The 17776-nt window shown below is 40.0% G+C and carries 13 protein-coding genes; 11 read left to right on the top strand and 2 right to left on the bottom strand.

Translation table 11 applies throughout. From position 1 onward, the window contains the following. Positions 1-123 precede the first annotated feature (123 nt). The 5 genes from glyQ (at position 124) to F0161_RS06090 (ending at position 7425) form a co-directional block, all read left to right on the top strand. The gene (gene glyQ / locus F0161_RS06110) at positions 124-1050 is read left to right on the top strand and encodes a glycine--tRNA ligase subunit alpha (protein WP_137602473.1); all 927 of its coding nucleotides are present in this window, start codon (positions 124-126) and stop codon (positions 1048-1050) included. 1 nt (position 1051) lies between these two features. Beyond that, positions 1052-3124, top strand: a complete 2073-nt coding sequence (glyS, locus tag F0161_RS06105) for a glycine--tRNA ligase subunit beta (protein WP_150204028.1) — start codon at positions 1052-1054, stop codon at positions 3122-3124. Between the two features lie 156 nt (positions 3125-3280). Further along, entirely contained in the window at positions 3281-5140 is a 1860-nt protein-coding gene (gene dnaG / locus F0161_RS06100; protein ID WP_150204027.1) for a DNA primase, read from the top strand. A 3-nt stretch (positions 5141-5143) separates the two neighbouring features. After that, a complete protein-coding gene (gene rpoD, locus F0161_RS06095) occupies positions 5144-6283 on the top strand; it encodes an RNA polymerase sigma factor RpoD (RefSeq protein WP_150204026.1) in 1140 nt (379 codons plus the stop codon). Between the two features lie 137 nt (positions 6284-6420). Further along, positions 6421-7425, top strand: coding sequence for a nucleoid-associated protein (locus tag F0161_RS06090; RefSeq protein ID WP_150204025.1), 1005 nt, complete (start codon positions 6421-6423; stop codon positions 7423-7425). Between the two features lie 69 nt (positions 7426-7494). On the opposite strand, the gene F0161_RS06085 is transcribed toward F0161_RS06090, so the two are convergent. Continuing rightward, positions 7495-8667, bottom strand: a complete 1173-nt coding sequence (locus F0161_RS06085) for a multidrug effflux MFS transporter (protein ID WP_190318838.1) — start codon at positions 8665-8667, stop codon at positions 7495-7497. Between the two features lie 141 nt (positions 8668-8808). Here F0161_RS06085 and F0161_RS06080 point away from each other — a divergent pair, with 141 nt between their 5' ends. The 3 genes from F0161_RS06080 to pepT are packed head-to-tail and all read left to right on the top strand — an operon-like array spanning position 8809 to position 11563. Next, the gene (locus F0161_RS06080; RefSeq protein ID WP_150204023.1) at positions 8809-9501 is read left to right on the top strand and encodes a tRNA (adenine(22)-N(1))-methyltransferase; all 693 of its coding nucleotides are present in this window, start codon (positions 8809-8811) and stop codon (positions 9499-9501) included. Continuing rightward, positions 9502-10314 (top strand): Nif3-like dinuclear metal center hexameric protein, encoded by an 813-nt coding sequence (locus F0161_RS06075; protein WP_150204022.1) that lies wholly within the window; start codon positions 9502-9504, stop codon positions 10312-10314. Positions 10315-10321: 7 nt separating this feature from the next. Beyond that, positions 10322-11563, top strand: coding sequence for a peptidase T (gene pepT, locus F0161_RS06070; protein WP_150204021.1), 1242 nt, complete (start codon positions 10322-10324; stop codon positions 11561-11563). A 45-nt stretch (positions 11564-11608) separates the two neighbouring features. Here pepT and F0161_RS06065 read toward each other — a convergent pair whose 3' ends face one another. After that, positions 11609-11806 (bottom strand): DUF2929 family protein, encoded by a 198-nt coding sequence (locus F0161_RS06065; protein WP_150204020.1) that lies wholly within the window; start codon positions 11804-11806, stop codon positions 11609-11611. Between the two features lie 239 nt (positions 11807-12045). Here F0161_RS06065 and dnaE point away from each other — a divergent pair, with 239 nt between their 5' ends. The 3 genes from dnaE (at position 12046) to pyk (ending at position 17767) form a co-directional block, all read left to right on the top strand. Next, positions 12046-15411, top strand: coding sequence for a DNA polymerase III subunit alpha (gene dnaE, locus F0161_RS06060; protein WP_150204019.1), 3366 nt, complete (start codon positions 12046-12048; stop codon positions 15409-15411). A gap of 17 nt (positions 15412-15428) precedes the next feature. Continuing rightward, positions 15429-16145, top strand: a complete 717-nt coding sequence (locus F0161_RS06055) for a transaldolase (RefSeq protein WP_137602694.1) — start codon at positions 15429-15431, stop codon at positions 16143-16145. A gap of 200 nt (positions 16146-16345) precedes the next feature. Then, on the top strand, positions 16346-17767 hold the full coding sequence (pyk, locus tag F0161_RS06050; RefSeq protein WP_137602695.1) for a pyruvate kinase: 1422 nt from the start codon (positions 16346-16348) through the stop codon (positions 17765-17767). Positions 17768-17776: the final 9 nt, after the last annotated feature.

Here is a 17776-nt window from a genome sequence, read left to right as displayed (position 1 = left end):
CAAAAAAGCAGGGTGGAACCGCGAATAAAATCGTCCCTGTAAAGACTATTTCTATACCTATAGTCTTTACAGGTTTTTTTGTTTGTAAAAATTAAAAATATGGCACAGAAGGGATTGGATGAAATGACAGAAAAATTAGCTGTACAAGATATCATCTTAAAATTACAAAATTATTGGGCAAGTCAAGGTTGTATGTTAATGCAAGCCTATGATACGGAAAAAGGGGCCGGGACTATGAGTCCTTATACTTTTTTACGTGCGATTGGACCTGAACCTTGGAACGCCGCTTACGTGGAACCATCACGTCGTCCAGCTGATGGTCGCTATGGTGACAATCCGAATCGTTTGTATCAACACCATCAATTTCAAGTAATTATGAAACCTTCTCCTGATAACATTCAAGAACTGTACTTAAATAGTTTACGGGAACTCGGAATTGAACCACTTGAACATGATATTCGGTTTGTGGAAGACAACTGGGAAAATCCTTCGATGGGTTGTGCTGGTGTTGGTTGGGAAGTTTGGCTTGATGGCATGGAAGTTACTCAATTTACTTATTTCCAAGTAGTTGGTGGCTTGACCATGGATCCCGTAGCTGCCGAAGTAACTTACGGACTAGAACGCCTTTCTCAATACATCCAAGACGTAAACAATGTGTTTGATCTAGAATGGGCCGATGGCGTGCTATATGGCGACATTTTCAAAGAGCCCGAATATGAACATTCTAAGTATTCCTTTGAAGAAAGTAACCAAGAAATGTTACTGAAATTCTTTGAAGAATATGAAAAGGAAGCTACTCGTTTAATTGCGGATGGATTAGTTCATCCTGCCTATGATTACGTTTTGAAATGTAGTCATGCCTTCAACTTACTTGATGCTCGAGGAGCTGTATCAGTGACGGAACGTGCCGGCTATTTAGCTCGAATTCGTAATATGGCTCGTTCAATTGCACGGGCATTTGTGGCCGAACGTAAGAAGTTAGGTTTCCCACTCATTAAAGATGAAGCGCAAAGACAAGCATTATTAGCAGATGAAGAGGAGGCAAAGTAAGATGTCACATACATTTTTATTAGAAATTGGCGTTGAAGAAATGCCTGCTCATGTAGTTAGCCCAAGTATCAAACAATTAGACAAACGCGTTCGTGATTACTTAAAAGAACAACGGATTAGTTTTGATGATATTCAAGAATTTGCCACACCGCGACGTATGTCACTGTCAATCAGTGGTTTAGCTGATAAGCAACCAGATATCGATGAAGAAGTTAAAGGCCCCGCTAAAAAAATCGCGCAAGATGCTGAAGGCAACTGGTCAAAAGCCGCTATCGGCTTCACACGTGGTCAAGGGGTTACAGTAGATGATATTACCTTTAAAGAACTTAAAGGTGTTGAATATGTCTATGTTGATAAGCATGTGGCCGGTCAATCTGTGAACGACATTTTAACGGGATTAAATGATGTCATTATGGCGATGAATTTCCCAACCATGATGAAATGGTCGACTCATAAATTTGAATTTGTTCGTCCTATCAAGTGGTTAGTTGCATTGTTAGATGATCAAGTAATTCCATTTTCAATTTTAGATGTAACCACAGGTCGGCAAACGCTTGGCCATCGTTTCTTAGGTGGCACGGTGGAATTGTCTACGGCTACTGATTATGAAGCTGCTTTGGAAGATGAATATGTGATTGCGAACCAAGACAAACGTAAGGGATTGATTCGGGACCAAATTACGCAAATTGCTGACGAACATCAATGGGTTGTCGATATCGACGAAGACTTGCTAGAAGAAGTTAACAATCTCGTTGAATGGCCAACCGCCTTTAATGGTGGTTTTGATGAACAGTACTTAGTGTTACCTGATGAAGTCTTAATCACTTCAATGAAAGAACACCAACGCTTCTTCTATGCCCGTGACCAAGCTGGCAAGTTGTTGCCTGATTTCATTTCGGTTCGGAATGGAAATGCAGAACATCTGGCCAACGTGGCGCGAGGTAATGAACGAGTACTCACTGCCCGTTTGGAAGACGCTAAATTCTTCTATGAAGAAGACCAACAAGTTACAATTGAGCAATACGTGGAACGCTTGAAGAATGTCGCTTTCCATGACAAAATTGGCTCAATGTATGAAAAAATGCAACGTGTAACAGTCTTAGCTCAATTAATTGGGACTAAATTAGGATTTACCGCTGCTGAACTGACTGATTTAAAACGAGCCAGTGAAATTTACAAGTTTGATTTAACTACTGGAATGGTGGGCGAATTTGCTGAATTGCAAGGGGTCATGGGAGAAAAATACGCCTTATTAAATGGCGAAAACGCCGCCGTGGCACAAGCAGTTCGTGAACACTACATGCCAATTTCAGCTGAAGGCGCATTGCCTGATTCTAAAGTTGGCTCGGTGTTGGCCTTGGCCGATAAACTCGAAAGTATCTTGAGCTTCTTCTCTGTGGGGATGATTCCAAGTGGTTCAAATGATCCATATGCCCTGAGACGTCAAGCTTATGGAATTGTGCGGATTGTGGCTGACAAGCAATGGCACCTTGACTTATTGGACATTGAACCAGAGTTAGTCATTGCTATGACTGCAGCTGGTGTTAGTCCAGCCTTTGACATGACTAAAGTGACTTCAGATGTGCACTCATTTATCTCTGAACGGATTCGTTTAGCATTAGATGGCAAGAAATATCGCCATGATATCGTCGAAACGGCTATTTCTGGTAAACAAAACGATATTGTTAACGTGATGGAAGCCGCCGCTACGTTGGATGCCCACAAAGATGATGCCAACTTTAAGGATTCAATTGAAGCCTTAACCCGGGTCTTGCGGATTGCTGATAAAAATGACGCTGATGCAAATTTGGCTGTGGATGCTGCTTTATTCCAAGCTCCATCTGAACAACAATTATTGGATCAAGTGACTGCCATTGAAAATAAACCAGCTGAGACAATTGACGGTTTATATCAACAACTTGCTGGACTACAACCAACCATTGCTCAGTACTTTGAAGACAACATGATTATGGACAAAAATGAACAAGTTAAGAACAACCGTCTTCACCAATTAACACGGATTGCGCAGTTAACTGAAGAACTCGGTAACTTGAATGAACTAATCGTCAAATAAGTTCTGGAAACTTGACAAACATGTATGCCAAATGCTTCCTGATTGACAATTTTTGTATTTGCGTTAAGATATATATTGAATAATTATGTAGATTAGTAGTCGCGTTCCGATTGAACGCGGCTATTCGCAACTTTAAGGTAGAAATGAGGGGTTTGGATGGCAACCAGAATTCCTGAGGAAGTAATTGATCAAGTCCGTAGCTCCGTTAATATTGCGGATGTGATTGGTCAATACGTCCAATTGAAAAAGTCGGGCAAAAACCTATTTGGAGTTTGCCCGTTTCATGATGAAAAGACAGGTTCTTTTTCCGTCAATGAAGAAAAACAGATTTTTCATTGTTTCAGTTGTGGCCGTGGTGGGAATGTCTTCAAGTTCTTTATGGAACTGGAAAATATCTCCTTTCCAGAAGCGGTGATTAAAGTCGCAGAGGATGCTCATATTGATTTACCTAATGAGTACCAAACGAAAGAATATGTTTCTGAAAATTCACAAAATTCGTTGTCTGGACAATTAATCAATTTACACGAACAAGCAGCAAATTTGTATCATCATATTTTAAAAAATACCCAAGCCGGTCAGCAAGCATTGGAATACCTCTATCATCGGGGGATGAATGATGCGACGATTGATCAGTTTGGAATTGGCTTTGCGCCGGAACAACGATTGCTCTATCCATTTTTTGACGAGAAAAAGGTTGATTATCAACTGCTGCGTCAAACTGGATTATTCGCAGAGGACCAATCCGGACAGTTACATGACCGGTTCTTTGGCCGGGTGATGTTTCCAATAAAAAATCCAAATGGTAAAGTAATCGCCTTTTCGGGTCGGTTGTTGAGTACCGAAAACACAGATATGCCCAAATATTTGAATAGTCCGGAAACGGAGATTTTCAATAAACGGCGAACCTTGTTTAATTTTGATGTCGCCCGAAAAAGTGTGCGTCAATCACGAAGAATTATCTTGTTTGAAGGTTTTATGGATGTCATTGCGGCCACTCGTGCAGGTGTTACCTGTGGCGTGGCTTCCATGGGAACAAGCTTAACTGAAGAACAGATTAATATGATGGAACGAGTCACGTCCGAAATTGATGTCTGTTATGACGGGGATGATGCGGGGCAAAATGCCACGAATCGTGCTTTGTCGATTATTAGCGAGCAGAGTCAAAAGCTTAAGTTAAACGTGGTCAGTATGCCAGCCGGAATTGATCCGGATGAGTATATTCAAGAGTATGGTGAAGACAAATTAGCCGAGTGGTTAGATAACGCCAAGCAAACACCAGTTGCCTTTCAAATGAATTATTTGAAGCGCAATTTGAATGTTGATAATGAAGTTGATCAAATAAGCTATCTGCATTCTATTTTGAAGGTGATTGCAAATGTGCCAGATTCACTCGAACAAGATGTGTATCTCAACCAACTTGTGACCCAATTTAACTTGGACAAACAGACCTTACAAGGCCAGTTACAAGAGATTCGCCGTCAGAATCAATCACAAAATACTGTTGAAGTTCGTCGAGATAATGTTCGACGAGAAGCACAACCTGTGATTCAACATGATGTTGAAATTCTGGATCAAACGAAGCGCGCAGAACGAATGTTGCTGAGATTGATGTTACATGACCATGATGTTTGGTATTATGTTAAAGGTAAAGAAAATTTCTATTTTGCTCATGAATCGTTTCAAACATTGTATCTACTCGCGCAAAGTTACTTTTCAACACATGACGTCTATGCCGCCAATGAATTCTTTGACTACATTGACGATGAGAAGCTACAACGTTTGATGATTGACTTAGAAGAAATTGAAGCCAATGACGAGGTTAGCATGGCAGCCGTTGATGATTATATCAATGTGATTGTCCAGAAGACACCGTTGAAGCAGTTGATTTCGGAAAAGAAAGCCCAATTAAAAGAAGCAACTAAATTTGGTAATAAAGATTTAGAAGAATCACTCACAATCGAAGTAATTAATTTAATGAGACAGCAACAAGAACAACTACAAAGTGGGGGAAAATAATTAATGGAAAAGAAAAAAGAAGAAAAAATTATTTCAAACTTGGAAGATTTCGATCAAAAGAAATATGACGCTGCAGTTGGTAAGTTAATCCGTGACTTTAAAAAAGACAAAGAAATCAAGTATGATGATTTAACTGACAAAATTGCGACACCTTTTGGCTTAGTTGAAGATGGTATGGAAAACTTAATTTCTAACATTGAAGATGCTGGAATTAGTGTTGTCGATGAAAATGGTGATCCAGATCCACGTGCCCTCAAGACCGAAAAAGAAATTTCAAGCAAAGAATTAAAAGACACTTCTGCACCAACTGGGATTAAGATTAATGATCCTGTCCGGATGTATTTGAAAGAAATCGGTCGTGTTAACTTGTTGAAAGCTGACGAAGAAGTTAAGTTAGCTGAACGAATTGAAGCCGGTGATGAAGAAGCTAAGCAAGAACTTGCTGAAGCTAACTTACGTTTGGTGGTTTCGATTGCTAAACGTTATGTTGGACGTGGGATGCAATTCCTTGATCTAATCCAAGAAGGTAACATGGGCTTGATGAAGGCCGTTGAAAAGTTTGATTACCGTAAAGGTTTCAAATTCTCAACTTATGCTACTTGGTGGATTCGTCAAGCGATTACGCGTGCGATTGCCGATCAAGCTCGAACAATTCGGATTCCAGTTCATATGGTGGAAACCATTAACAAATTAATTCGGATTCAACGTCAATTACTTCAAGATTTAGGTCGCGAACCTACACCTGAAGAAATTGGTGCCGAAATGGATATGCCAACTGAAAAAGTTCGTGAAATCTTGAAGATTGCTCAAGAACCAGTTTCATTGGAAACACCAATTGGTGAAGAGGACGATTCACATTTGGGTGATTTCATTGAAGATCAAGACGCTACCAGTCCAGCTGACCATGCGGCATATGAATTGCTAAAAGAACAACTTGAAAACGTGCTTGATACCTTGACTGATCGTGAAGAAAACGTGCTTCGTCTACGTTTCGGATTAGATGATGGTCGGACACGGACACTTGAAGAAGTGGGTAAAGTATTTGGTGTTACTCGTGAACGGATTCGTCAAATTGAAGCCAAAGCACTTCGTAAGCTTCGCCATCCATCACGTTCAAAACAATTAAAAGATTTCCTAGAATAATAAAAACTTGTTATATACAACTAATCTAAAGAATGGTCCTCAAAGGATTATTCTTTTATTTTTGCATTTATTTGTATAATACAACTAATTTTTTAATGGTATAATTTTAGAATTGACGAAAAGAAAGTGGTATAAAAATGGATGTATATTTGAAACAGGCAATCATGCACGTGATTGATCGTGGGTTCGGTGATCCTGTATTTTCACAGGTTAATTTGGACTTAACTAACATTAATATTCGCGAATATTTAGAGAAGAAAATTGAAAAGCTTGTATCGGCACAGTCGAAGACGGGGATGCTGGTTGCTGATTCAAAGATGGCACAACTCGTTAAAGGTGCGGCTGATAACTTTGAAGAAGTTAGTAAAGAGATTGCTGAACAATGGTTTAACATTTATAAACAAAGTGAAGATGCACCAAGTGCGGATGTCTTTGTAGTTTTGTATGAAGATGATGCTCAACCATACGTTGCGATGTTAAAGGTAGATTATCATCAAGGGTTCACACATCTGATTGGTGATCAAGATGGTAAATTATCAAATGAACTCATCATCCATCAGTCAATTTTATCTGGTAAAACAACAAAAGCAGATGAAGGATTCAGTGTAAATGTTGATGAGTTAACCTATCAGTTAATGGAGAAAAAGTATAGTTTTTCGGGTGACAAAATGGAGTATCTTTCAACCAAAGTGATTGAAAGTGCGCCAATTCCATCACTTGAGCAAAACGTCAAAACTGTGAAAAAAGTGGCAGAAAAAGTTGCTAAACAGTATGATGTACCGAAGTTTGAAGTTGTTAATCAAGTAAAAGAAGCGGTTCAAGAATCAATTGAACAAGAACAAGCAATTGATACGGGAGTCATTTCAAAACACATTTTTAAGGATAATATTTCTGCTCAAACCGAATTCAATGATAGTATCGCAGAAGAGGTAGAAGTACCTAAAATGCCTGTATCAAAAGCCGTACAAGAAATTGCGACGAAGAAATATGGAAAACAAAAATTGAAACTTTCCAATGGTATTGAATTAACGGTGCCGTTAGATGTTTATCAAAATCCGGATTTGATTGAATTTCAAAACCATCCTGATGGTACAATTTCTGTGATGATCAAGAACGTGGAAAAAGTCATTAGTAAGTTATAGCAAAAGGCTTTTTGATTCGATAAGCTTCCGATCAATAGCCAAAATCAATTTAATGAATAAAAACAGCCGCTATGCGACTGCTTTTTTGGTGTTTAATAGATAAAACGCGCCAATTGAAATCACTTGGAAAATTAACATAATGGCAAACATCGGTGTAGGACTGCTAGTCCCAAACAACCCAACCAACGGTGAGCTAATTCCACCGGCAATATTACCGAATAAGCCAACCATGGCCGAAGAAACGCCAGCGTTGATACCAGGAACCTGCATTGCTAGATCAGTCGCTAATGCAGTGGTAAATCCAAAGCTACCGATAATTAGGAAAATACCAATCATTGAAAGCAAGTGGCTTCCAATTGTAATCCCATTGAGAACCATTAAACCAATAATAATTAACGTAACAAACAAATTGATGTTAACCATTTTTTTGCTTCTAAAGTAACTAGCCATCCGTCCAGCGAGGAAACTACCAAAGGCAATCCCACAGCCATTCAAGGCATACATTAAGCTAAATTGTGTACTATTTAAATGAAAAACACCTTGGTAAATAAACGATGAACCCGAAATATAACAGAACAACACACCGTTGGCCATACAGAGAATTAAGGTTGGTTGCCAAAAGTCTTTGGCGTGTCCTAATGTACTCAGTGACTTACGACTGAAGGTGGTTTCGACTTCTTTAGGAGCCGTTTCAGGTAAAAAGATAGAATTGATAATTAAGAAAATACCGATGAAACCTAAGACTACAAAAATCAAATTCCAGGGACCGACTAACATGGTCATCGAACCGATAATTGGCGAGATGACGGGGAAAATGCCGTTAATTGACATCAAGTTAGCATAAAAGCGGGTTAACTTTTTACCAGTAAACATGTCTTTGGCAAGTGCGCGTGAAAGCACGTTACCACTGGCGCCGGCTAAACCTTGTAAGAAACGAATAGCCAAGAAAATCCAGATATTCGAGGTAAATGCGAGTGCAAATGAAGTGATGGCGAAGACAGCTAAGCCAATAATCAGTGGGGTTTTACGGCCAATCCGGTCACTGATTGGGCCAATGACTAATTGACCAAGGGCGAGGCCAACGATACACGTGCTAATACTCATTTGAATTAATGATGCTGAGGTATGCAATGAACTGGTCATTGCGGGTAATCCAGGGAGATACATATCTAATGACAGTGGCCCAAAGGCACTTAAAGTACCTAATAGTAAAACTAGCCACAGCGAAGATTTCTTTTTCATGATGAACACCAAACCAATCCTAAAAATTAATGATAAGAATATCATATCAAAATTTGAACCGATGTGGTTGATTTCGATACTAACTTATCAATATTTGCTATATACTTAAATTATTAATGTTTAAAGAAATGAGTGAAGTAAATGGATTCATTACATCTGTCAAAACGCTTAGCGACCGTCGCTAAATATGTCCCTGATCAAGCCAGAATGGCCGACATTGGCTCTGATCATGCTTATTTACCTGCCAATTTGGCGTTAAACTCACGTATTGAGTTTGCGATTGCAGGCGAAGTTGCCAAGGGACCATACCAAAATGCCTTAGCAGAACTCACTAATCATCATTTAACAAATGTGATTGAAGCTCGACTAGCGGATGGCTTAGCTGCTATTGAAACAAGTGATCGAATCGACACGATTACAATTGCTGGCATGGGGGGTACCTTAATCAGTGACATCCTGGAAAACGGTAAGGATAAGTTGGCACAGGTCAATCGGTTAATTTTAGAACCAAATGTGGGTGCGGAAATTGTGCGTCAGTGGTTGGTCGATAACTATTTTGAAATTACGACGGAGGAAATCTTATCTGAAGATCAACATGTTTATGAGATTATCGTCGCAGAACCGACTGACATTAAAGCCGTGTATGATGCGCAAGAAATACTGTTCGGACCATTTTTACTGCATGAAAAGTCAGTACCATTTGTAGAAAAATGGCAAGGACAGGTCGCTCATTTAGAAACAGCGATTCAGCAAATGGAACAAGCTCAAAAAGTTCCAGCAGATAAAATAAAGGAGTTTCAACAGGAAATTCAGCTGATTAAGGAAGTGTTATAAATGATTGCACAAGAATTAATTGATTATTTCGAACAATGGGCACCCAAGTCAATTGCGGAGGATGGCGATCCAGTCGGACTCCAGTTAGGTAATCCGCAACAAGAAATTCACAAAGTTATGACTACCTTAGACGTGCGACCAGAAGTTGTGGCTGAGGCAATTGCTCAGCACGCTGATTTTATTTTTGCCCACCATCCAATGATTTTTCGAGCACCTCATAATTTAGATTTAAGCGTGCCACAAAATGAAATGTACGCGCAACTGATGAAACATGACATTGTGGTCTATGGCGCACACACGAATCTGGATAATGTGAATGGGGGGATGAATGATTGGTTAGCTGCTCAACTGGAATTAAGTGGGTTAGAACCCTTGCTAGCCGGTGGAACTCATCCAATTACCAACGAACATTACGGAATGGGGCGAGTCGGTCAATTAGCGCAAGCAATGTCAGTCGAACAATTTGGCCATTACGTGGCCGAAAAATTTGATGTTCCCGCGCTACGAATTGTTGCGGGCACAGAGAAACAAATTCAACGAGTGGCCGTTTTAGGTGGATCTGGTGGCCAATTCTATTTGGATGCGGTCAATCACCAGGCTGATGCATATGTGACGGGCGATATTTCCTATCACACGGGACATGACATTATTGCTAATGGCTTAGTAGCGGTCGATCCCGGGCACCATTTCGAATCCATTTGTAAAGCCAAACTTCATTTGCTATTTGAACAGTGGAAAGCAGCGCAAGGATGGCAAGTTGAAATTATTGAATCAAAATTAAGTACAGAACCATTCAAATTTATGATGAGGTGATGAGAAAATGACTAAATATGACGATTTGCTTCCTCGTTTTATTAATTATGTGAAACAAGAGACTCGTTCAGACGACAAATCAACGACGATTCCTTCTAGTCCACTAGAGACAGATTTTGCAAACAAATTAAAGGATGAATTGATTGCGATTGGCGTTGAAAATGTCCGTATCCATCTCCAAAATCAATATGTTTTGGGCACGCTGAAGAGTAATTTGGATTATGAAGTCCCTGCAATTGGGTATATTGCCCACATTGACACGGCCGACTTCAATGCCCATCACGTTAATCCGCAAATTATTGATAAATATGATGGCAACAGTGATATCCAATTGGGGGAGAGCGAATATGTGCTGGATCGAGCTTCTTTCCCAGCTTTGGAAAACTATGTAGGGCACACGTTGATTACAACGGATGGAACAACCTTACTTGGTGCGGATGACAAGTCAGGGGTCTCGGAAATTGTGACAATGGCTAAGTATTTAGTGGACCACTCAGAAATCAAACATGGTGATTTACAACTGGCATTTGGTCCAGATGAAGAAATTGGCACCGGCGCTGACCATTTTGATGTTGCTGATTTTGGTGCTGATTTTGCTTACACAGTTGATGGTGGTCCTTTAGGTGAACTGGAATATGAAACCTTTAATGCGGCGGCAGCCGAGATTACCATTCAAGGTAAAGATGTTCATACAGCTACAGCTAAAGGGGTGATGATCAATGCCTTGCAAGTCGCCTTTGAATTGAATAGTAAATTACCAACGCATGACCGCCCTGAATTAACCACGGACCGCGAAGGTTTCTTTCATTTAGATAAAGTGAACGGCACCGTTGATCAAGCCACGATGGAATATATCATTCGTGACCATGACAAACAAAAATTTAACGCGCGCAAAGCCGCAATGAAGAGCATTGTTGAGGCGTTAAATGATGTGTATGGTGAAAATCGGATTCAATTAAAGATGTATGACCAATATTACAACATGCGTGAAGTAATTGAAGAACACATGGAGGTCGTTGAGATTGCTAAGCAAGCGATGGAGGATCTCGGGATTGAGCCTGTCATTTATCCGGTGAGAGGTGGTACGGACGGTTCCAAGATTTCATTTATGGGCTTACCAACCCCTAATTTATTTGCCGGTGGTGAAAACATGCATTCTCGCTTTGAATTTGTCTCACTTGAAGTGATGAAACAGGCCGTTGATGTCTTGTTAAAAATTAGTGAGTTAAATGTCGCCAAACGAAAATAAAAAATAAGCCTCGCTGAAAAATTTCAACGAGGTTTGTTTTTATTATTATTTACTTGTTACTTCCACACTTTTTGTAATCCATGCGAAACAGTTAGCTGCGAACAAGCCAACTACAATGGCTAACACACCCATTGTTACGGGGTCAATAGTTAGAATATCAAGTTGTCCACAGATGTATCCTAGGACTTCACCTAAGATTAATGCCCAAAATGCGGCCACTAAGTTTGAAACGATTAAACGCATCTTCTTCACCTCACATAATATAGACACTAGTTTATCACAATTTGAAAAAAAGTGTAAAAAAGTTTCGCAACTAATAATATTGGTATACTTTAAAAATAGACTTGTTTATTGTGAATATGATTGTTATTATGAATGTTATCAGGTCAAATTAATCTACATTGGTATATCTAAATTGATTTTTGTGTTTTCACAGGATAGGGGTCAAATTTGATATAATCATTGGGAAAGGGAGTTAGTAGATGAGCTTTGTACCGTTACAAGTCCTCAGTAGCTATAGCCTACTGAAAAGTACTTCACAAATTAAACAGCTAGTGGCGAGTGCCAAAGATCGTGGCTATACTGCTCTAGCAATTACCGATGAAAATGTTTTATACGGAGCCTTTGATTTTTACAATGAGGCCGTGAAACAAGGAATTAAACCATTGATTGGGATGACCATCGTCTTTCCATCAGAAGTAGTGGCAGATGATGACCAACGTTTAGTCTTAATTGCCAAAAATTATGATGGCTATCGTCACCTAATGAAAATTACTACCACGATTCAAACCTTGGAACGTGGTGAAACCATCACCTTGGATCAATTATCCGAATGGTTCCACGATTTATTCGTCATCTTACCCACGGATAATGATTTGTACCGGTTGATTCAATCCGGTCAAGCAGATGAAGCGCGGGTCTATTTTGAACAACTGGCCAAATCAGTCGATGAGCAAAGTTTATTAATTGGCATTAATCCAAGTGTTGATGCAATTTTACGCCAAACCATGATGCAGTTAGTGACACAATTAAACACGCAATTAATTGGTTTATCACGGGTGGGTTATTTAAATGCGGACGACCATTTTTCGGTGGAAGTCTTACGGTCGATTGATCGTGGTAACCAAATGAACCAGCCCCAAATGTTAGCCAGCCAGCAAGGCGAGCATTACTTAAAGCCAGTTGCTGACATAGAACGTGAATTCCAAACGGTTGGGTTAGTAGACGCGGTTAATTTAACCCAAGTCATTGCTGGCCAAGCCAACGTCAAGTTGGAATCACAAGACACCATCTTACCTAAATTTGAAAACGACAAACAGTTAGATTCATTTACGTACTTAAAGCAATTGTGTATTGAAGGCTTAAAATTGAGAGCGATTGCACCGGGCTTCACCGTGGATGATTATCGGAACCGGCTTGCGAGTGAATTAAAAATTATTCACGAAATGGGCTTTGATGATTACTTCTTGATTGTCGGGGATGTGATTGCCTATGCGCATCAACACGATATCATTACTGGTCCCGGGCGGGGGTCAGCGGCCGGATCATTGGTTGCCTATTCCTTGGCGATAACCGACGTTGATCCGTTGCAATATAACTTACTCTTCGAACGATTCTTGAATCCAGAACGGGTTCAAATGCCAGATATTGATTTAGATATTCCAGATGACCGGCGAGAAGAAATTTTGCAATACGTTCATGATAAATACGGCCACGGACGAGTCGCCCAAATTATCACCTTTGGGACTTTAGCGACTAAACAAGTGTTACGTGATGTCGGTCGAGTCTTCGGTTTATCGCAATTTGAAGCCGCTGAATGGAGTAAGACTATTCCACAAGCCTTGCACATTAGTCTGGAAGATTCATACCGTCAATCGTTGCCCTTACGGAACTTGGTGGCAGATAACGCCAAGAACCAGTTAATCTTTGAGACTGCTAAAAAGTTGGAAGGCTTACCAAGACACTATTCGACGCATGCCGCCGGGATTGTGCTTTCGCAAGAAAAACTAGAAGACTTAGTGCCGTTACAAGACGGTGGCGATGGCATGCTGATGACTCAATTTGCCAAAGATACGGTCGAAGCGATTGGGTTGTTGAAAATTGATTTCTTAGGGTTGCGGAACTTGTCGATTCTAGATCATGCCGTCAAATTGGTCCAACAAACGAATCCAGAGTTTGCATTAACGCAAATTGAGTTAAATGATAAAAAAACTCTGGAGCTCTTTCAAAATGGCGACACAAATGGAGTCTTCCAATTTGAATCTAGTGGGATTAAAAATGTCCTCACGCAATTACATCCTGAAACGTTTGAATTGATTGTGGCCGTTAATGCGTTATACCGTCCAGGACCAATGGAAAACATTGACACGTTCATCAAACGGAAAAAAGGTCAGGAACCAGTCAGCTATCCAGATGAATCATTAAAAGATATTGTGGGTGTTACGTATGGCATCCTCGTTTATCAAGAACAAGTCATGCAGGTGGCATCGAAAATGGCCAGCTTTAGTTATGGTGAGGCCGATTTACTGCGGCGAGCCATGAGTAAGAAAAAGCAAAGCGTGATGGATTCGATGCGCAGTAAATTCATCCATGGCGCGCAAGATAATGGTTATACGCCAGAAGTGGCAGAACGGATTTTTGACTATATTGATCAATTTGCAAATTACGGATTTAACCGGTCACACGCGGTGGCGTATTCGAAGTTAGCGTTTGAACTGGCGTATATCAAAGCTTGGTATCCAGCTGCATTCTTAATTTCACTGCTGAATACGGTCAATAATGACGCTGCTAAAATTCGGATGTACATGTCAGAAGCCCAGAAACATAAAGTCAAGGTTGATGGGCCCAATATTAATGTCAGTGAACGTGAATTTACAATGCAAGACGGGCATATTTTGTTCGGTCTGGGGGATGTAAAGGGATTACGCCGCGACATGATTCGAGATGTACTTGAGAGTCGGGTCAACGATGGTCCGTTTACAAGTTTACTGAACTTTGTGCAACGGTTAGATTCAAAGTGGCAAAAAAAGGAATTAATCGAACCATTAGTATACGTGGGAGCATTTGATGGACTAGGCAATAATCGGGCAGAGTTAGCAGAGGCACTACCAAAAATTATTGATAGTGTTGAGTTAACCGGGTCTAGTCTGAGTTTGTTTGAGGAGTTACAACCGACAATTTCTGAACGAAAAGAATTTGGTTTAGAACAACGATTGGGATTTGAAGAACAATATTTAGGTGCCTATTTGTCTGGTCATCCGGTGAGTCAATTTGCGGACGCGGGGATGCGACTCGGGGTGACTCCAGTCGCTGAATTAGCTAACCGTGCAAGTGTGAAAATCTTTGTCTTTGTGACAAATGTCAAGGTGATTCGTACTAAACGAGGTGAACAAATGGCCTTCGTGTCGGGCAGTGATCAAACCGGGTCCATCGAAGTCACCGTTTTCCCTAATCTATATAAACGAATCAGTGCTTTACTTGAAAAAAATAAGATTTTACTGGTTGATGGGAAAGTGGAGACTGAGCGGCGCTTGCAAGTGATTGCTAATCAGATCCAAGATGCCAAGACGGTGGTTGTTAAAAGTAACCAAACTAAGCCACCGACTGTAAGCAAACGCTGGGTGTTACGCATTGATGCGCAACATGAAAATCAACAAACGCAACAAAATTTAGCTGACTTTCTGGTCAGTGAACCAGGCAATATTCCGGTAATTATTTTTGAACAACGAACTGACAAAAAACTAATTCAGCCGAAAGAGAGGTGGATTCCCGATTCGGTGGGAATTCAATCTCGCCTGGTCGAGATTTTAGGTACAGATAACGTTGTGTTACAAAATATTAAAAAATAGAAGGGTGATTTTATATTATGGAATCAAAATTCGATATTGAAGTATATTCAGATGGAGCAGATATTAACGATATGCTCACAGATGCCAAACGTGATTACGTGACTGGGTTTACAACTAACCCATCATTAATGAAAAAAGCAGGCATCACTAATTACCTCGAATTCGCTAAAAACGCAATCAAGGAATTGCCAGATTACGGCATTTCATTTGAAGTTTTTGGTCATGATAATGAAACCATGAAAAAAGAAGCCGCCATTATTTCAGCATTGGGCGATAATGTCTTTGTTAAAATTCCAATTTTGTTGGCAGACGGAACTAGTAACGCACCATTGATTCACGATTTGTCACATGCGGGCATTAAAGTAAACGTCACGGCAATTTCTACTATTGAACAGGTACAACAAACTGTTGATAATTTGGATGACGATGTTCCTGCCTTGGTATCAATTTTTGTTGGACGGGTGGCTGATACTGGTCAAGATCCTACTGAATTTGTGAAGCAAAGCGTTGAATTAACTAAGCCACATCCAAATGCCAAACTATTATGGGCTTCAACTCGTGAAGTAATTAATGTTTATCAGGCACAAGATATGGGAGTCGACGTGATTACGGTGCCACCAGCAATTTTAGCTAAGTTAGGTAAAGTTGGTAAGTCTTCATATCAAGTTTCTGTAGATACGGTTAAGGGATTTGATAAGGATATTTCAAGTTTGGGCTTTAGCATTTTAGACTAATTGAAATCGTAAGTTTTTTCGATGGACAGGCACGAAAAAATGAGCATTTTTTAATAAAAGTCACTAATTTGTCAATGGTATCGTTTACATTTGTGAAACTTGACATAAACACAAGACACCGTTTTTAAAAAGTGATAAACTAGCATTTGTACAAAAAGGACATACATTTGTCCGGATAACTCAAAGGAGAGATTTTACTTATGAAGAAAACCAAGATTGTTAGTACACTTGGTCCTGCCAGTAGCGATGTAGATACAATTGTAAAGTTGATTGAATCAGGAGCAAACATTTTCCGTTTCAACTTCTCACATGGTGATCACGAAGAACACCTTGGCCGTATCACAAATGTTCATAAAGCCGAAGAAATTACCGGCGTTAAAGTTGGACTAATGCTTGATACTAAGGGTGCTGAAATTCGTACTACTGTTCAAGCAGAAGGTAAGATTGAATTCAACATTGGCGACAAGCTTCGCATTTCAATGGATGATAGTCTTGAAGGAACTCACGACAAGATTGCTGTCACTTATCCTGGATTGTTTGACGACGTTCAAGTTGGTGGACACGTATTATTCGATGATGGCTTGATTGACATGTTAATCGACGATAAAGATGCTGCTAACAAAGAACTTGTTGTTACAGTTCAAAACCATGGTTTGTTAGGTTCACGTAAGGGTGTTAACGCACCTGGTGTTTCTATCAACCTTCCAGGTATTACTGAAAAAGATGCTAGCGATATCCGTTTCGGTTTAGATAACGAAATCAACTTTATTGCTGCTTCATTTGTACGTAAGCCACAAGACGTTCTTGATATTCGTGCCTTACTTGAAGAAAAGAACATGGGTCATGTTCAAATCTTCCCTAAGATCGAATCACAAGAAGGTATCGACAACATTGATTCAATCATGGAAGTTTCAGAAGGTCTTATGATTGCTCGTGGAGACATGGGTGTTGAAATTCCAGTTGAAAATGTTACTTCAGCTCAAAAATCATTGATTCGCAAGTGTAACTTATTAGGTAAGCCAGTTATTACTGCTACCCAAATGCTTGATTCAATGCAAGAAAACCCACGTCCTACACGTGCCGAAGCATCTGACGTTGCTAACGCTGTCTTTGATGGTACTGATGCAACAATGCTTTCAGGTGAAAGTGCTAACGGAGACTACCCAGTAGAATCTGTTGCAACTATGGCTCGTATCGACGAAAAATCTGAAAACGAATTAGACGAATTCGGTACTGAAGTATTTGACTTCAATACTGCTGACGTTACAGAAGCAATTGGTTCATCAGTTGCTTTAAGTGCCGATGCTCTTGGTATCAAGACTATCGTTGCTGCAACTCGTTCAGGTTATACTGCTCGTATGATTTCAAAATATCGTCCAAATGCTAACATCTTAGCACTTACATTTGACGAACGTACTCAACGTGGATTGACTGTCAACTGGGCAGTTCAACCATTCCAAGTTGAAACACCAAAGAGCATGGATGATTTATTTGCCGAAGCATCAACAAAGGCTAAAGAATTTGGCTTTGCTGTTACTGGCGAAAAGATTATCGTTGTTGCTGGCTTCCCTGTTGGTAAGGAAGGTACAACTAACATGATGCGTATCCAAACCATCGAATAATCACTTTGA

It is taken from the genome of Paucilactobacillus nenjiangensis (assembly GCF_008632615.1).
In the GTDB taxonomy this organism is placed as follows: domain Bacteria; phylum Bacillota; class Bacilli; order Lactobacillales; family Lactobacillaceae; genus Paucilactobacillus; species Paucilactobacillus nenjiangensis.
Note: the sequence above shows the minus strand (reverse complement) of the source record. Positions and strands in the feature narration are given on the sequence as shown.

Bases quoted from the DNA above. Each gene is read 5' to 3' on its own strand.
- dnaE (WP_150204019.1), top strand. From the start codon at position 12,046: ATGAGCTTTGTACCGTTACAAGTCCTCAGTAGCTATAGCCTACTGAAA.
- glyQ (WP_137602473.1), top strand. From the start codon at position 124: ATGACAGAAAAATTAGCTGTACAAGATATCATCTTAAAATTACAAAAT.
- rpoD (WP_150204026.1), top strand. From the start codon at position 5,144: ATGGAAAAGAAAAAAGAAGAAAAAATTATTTCAAACTTGGAAGATTTC.
- F0161_RS06090 (WP_150204025.1), top strand. From the start codon at position 6,421: ATGGATGTATATTTGAAACAGGCAATCATGCACGTGATTGATCGTGGG.
- F0161_RS06085 (WP_190318838.1), bottom strand. From the start codon at position 8,667: ATGAAAAAGAAATCTTCGCTGTGGCTAGTTTTACTATTAGGTACTTTA.
- dnaG (WP_150204027.1), top strand. From the start codon at position 3,281: ATGGCAACCAGAATTCCTGAGGAAGTAATTGATCAAGTCCGTAGCTCC.
- F0161_RS06055 (WP_137602694.1), top strand. From the start codon at position 15,429: ATGGAATCAAAATTCGATATTGAAGTATATTCAGATGGAGCAGATATT.
- F0161_RS06080 (WP_150204023.1), top strand. From the start codon at position 8,809: ATGGATTCATTACATCTGTCAAAACGCTTAGCGACCGTCGCTAAATAT.
- pyk (WP_137602695.1), top strand. From the start codon at position 16,346: ATGAAGAAAACCAAGATTGTTAGTACACTTGGTCCTGCCAGTAGCGAT.
- F0161_RS06065 (WP_150204020.1), bottom strand. From the start codon at position 11,806: ATGCGTTTAATCGTTTCAAACTTAGTGGCCGCATTTTGGGCATTAATC.
- F0161_RS06075 (WP_150204022.1), top strand. From the start codon at position 9,502: ATGATTGCACAAGAATTAATTGATTATTTCGAACAATGGGCACCCAAG.
- glyS (WP_150204028.1), top strand. From the start codon at position 1,052: ATGTCACATACATTTTTATTAGAAATTGGCGTTGAAGAAATGCCTGCT.
- pepT (WP_150204021.1), top strand. From the start codon at position 10,322: ATGACTAAATATGACGATTTGCTTCCTCGTTTTATTAATTATGTGAAA.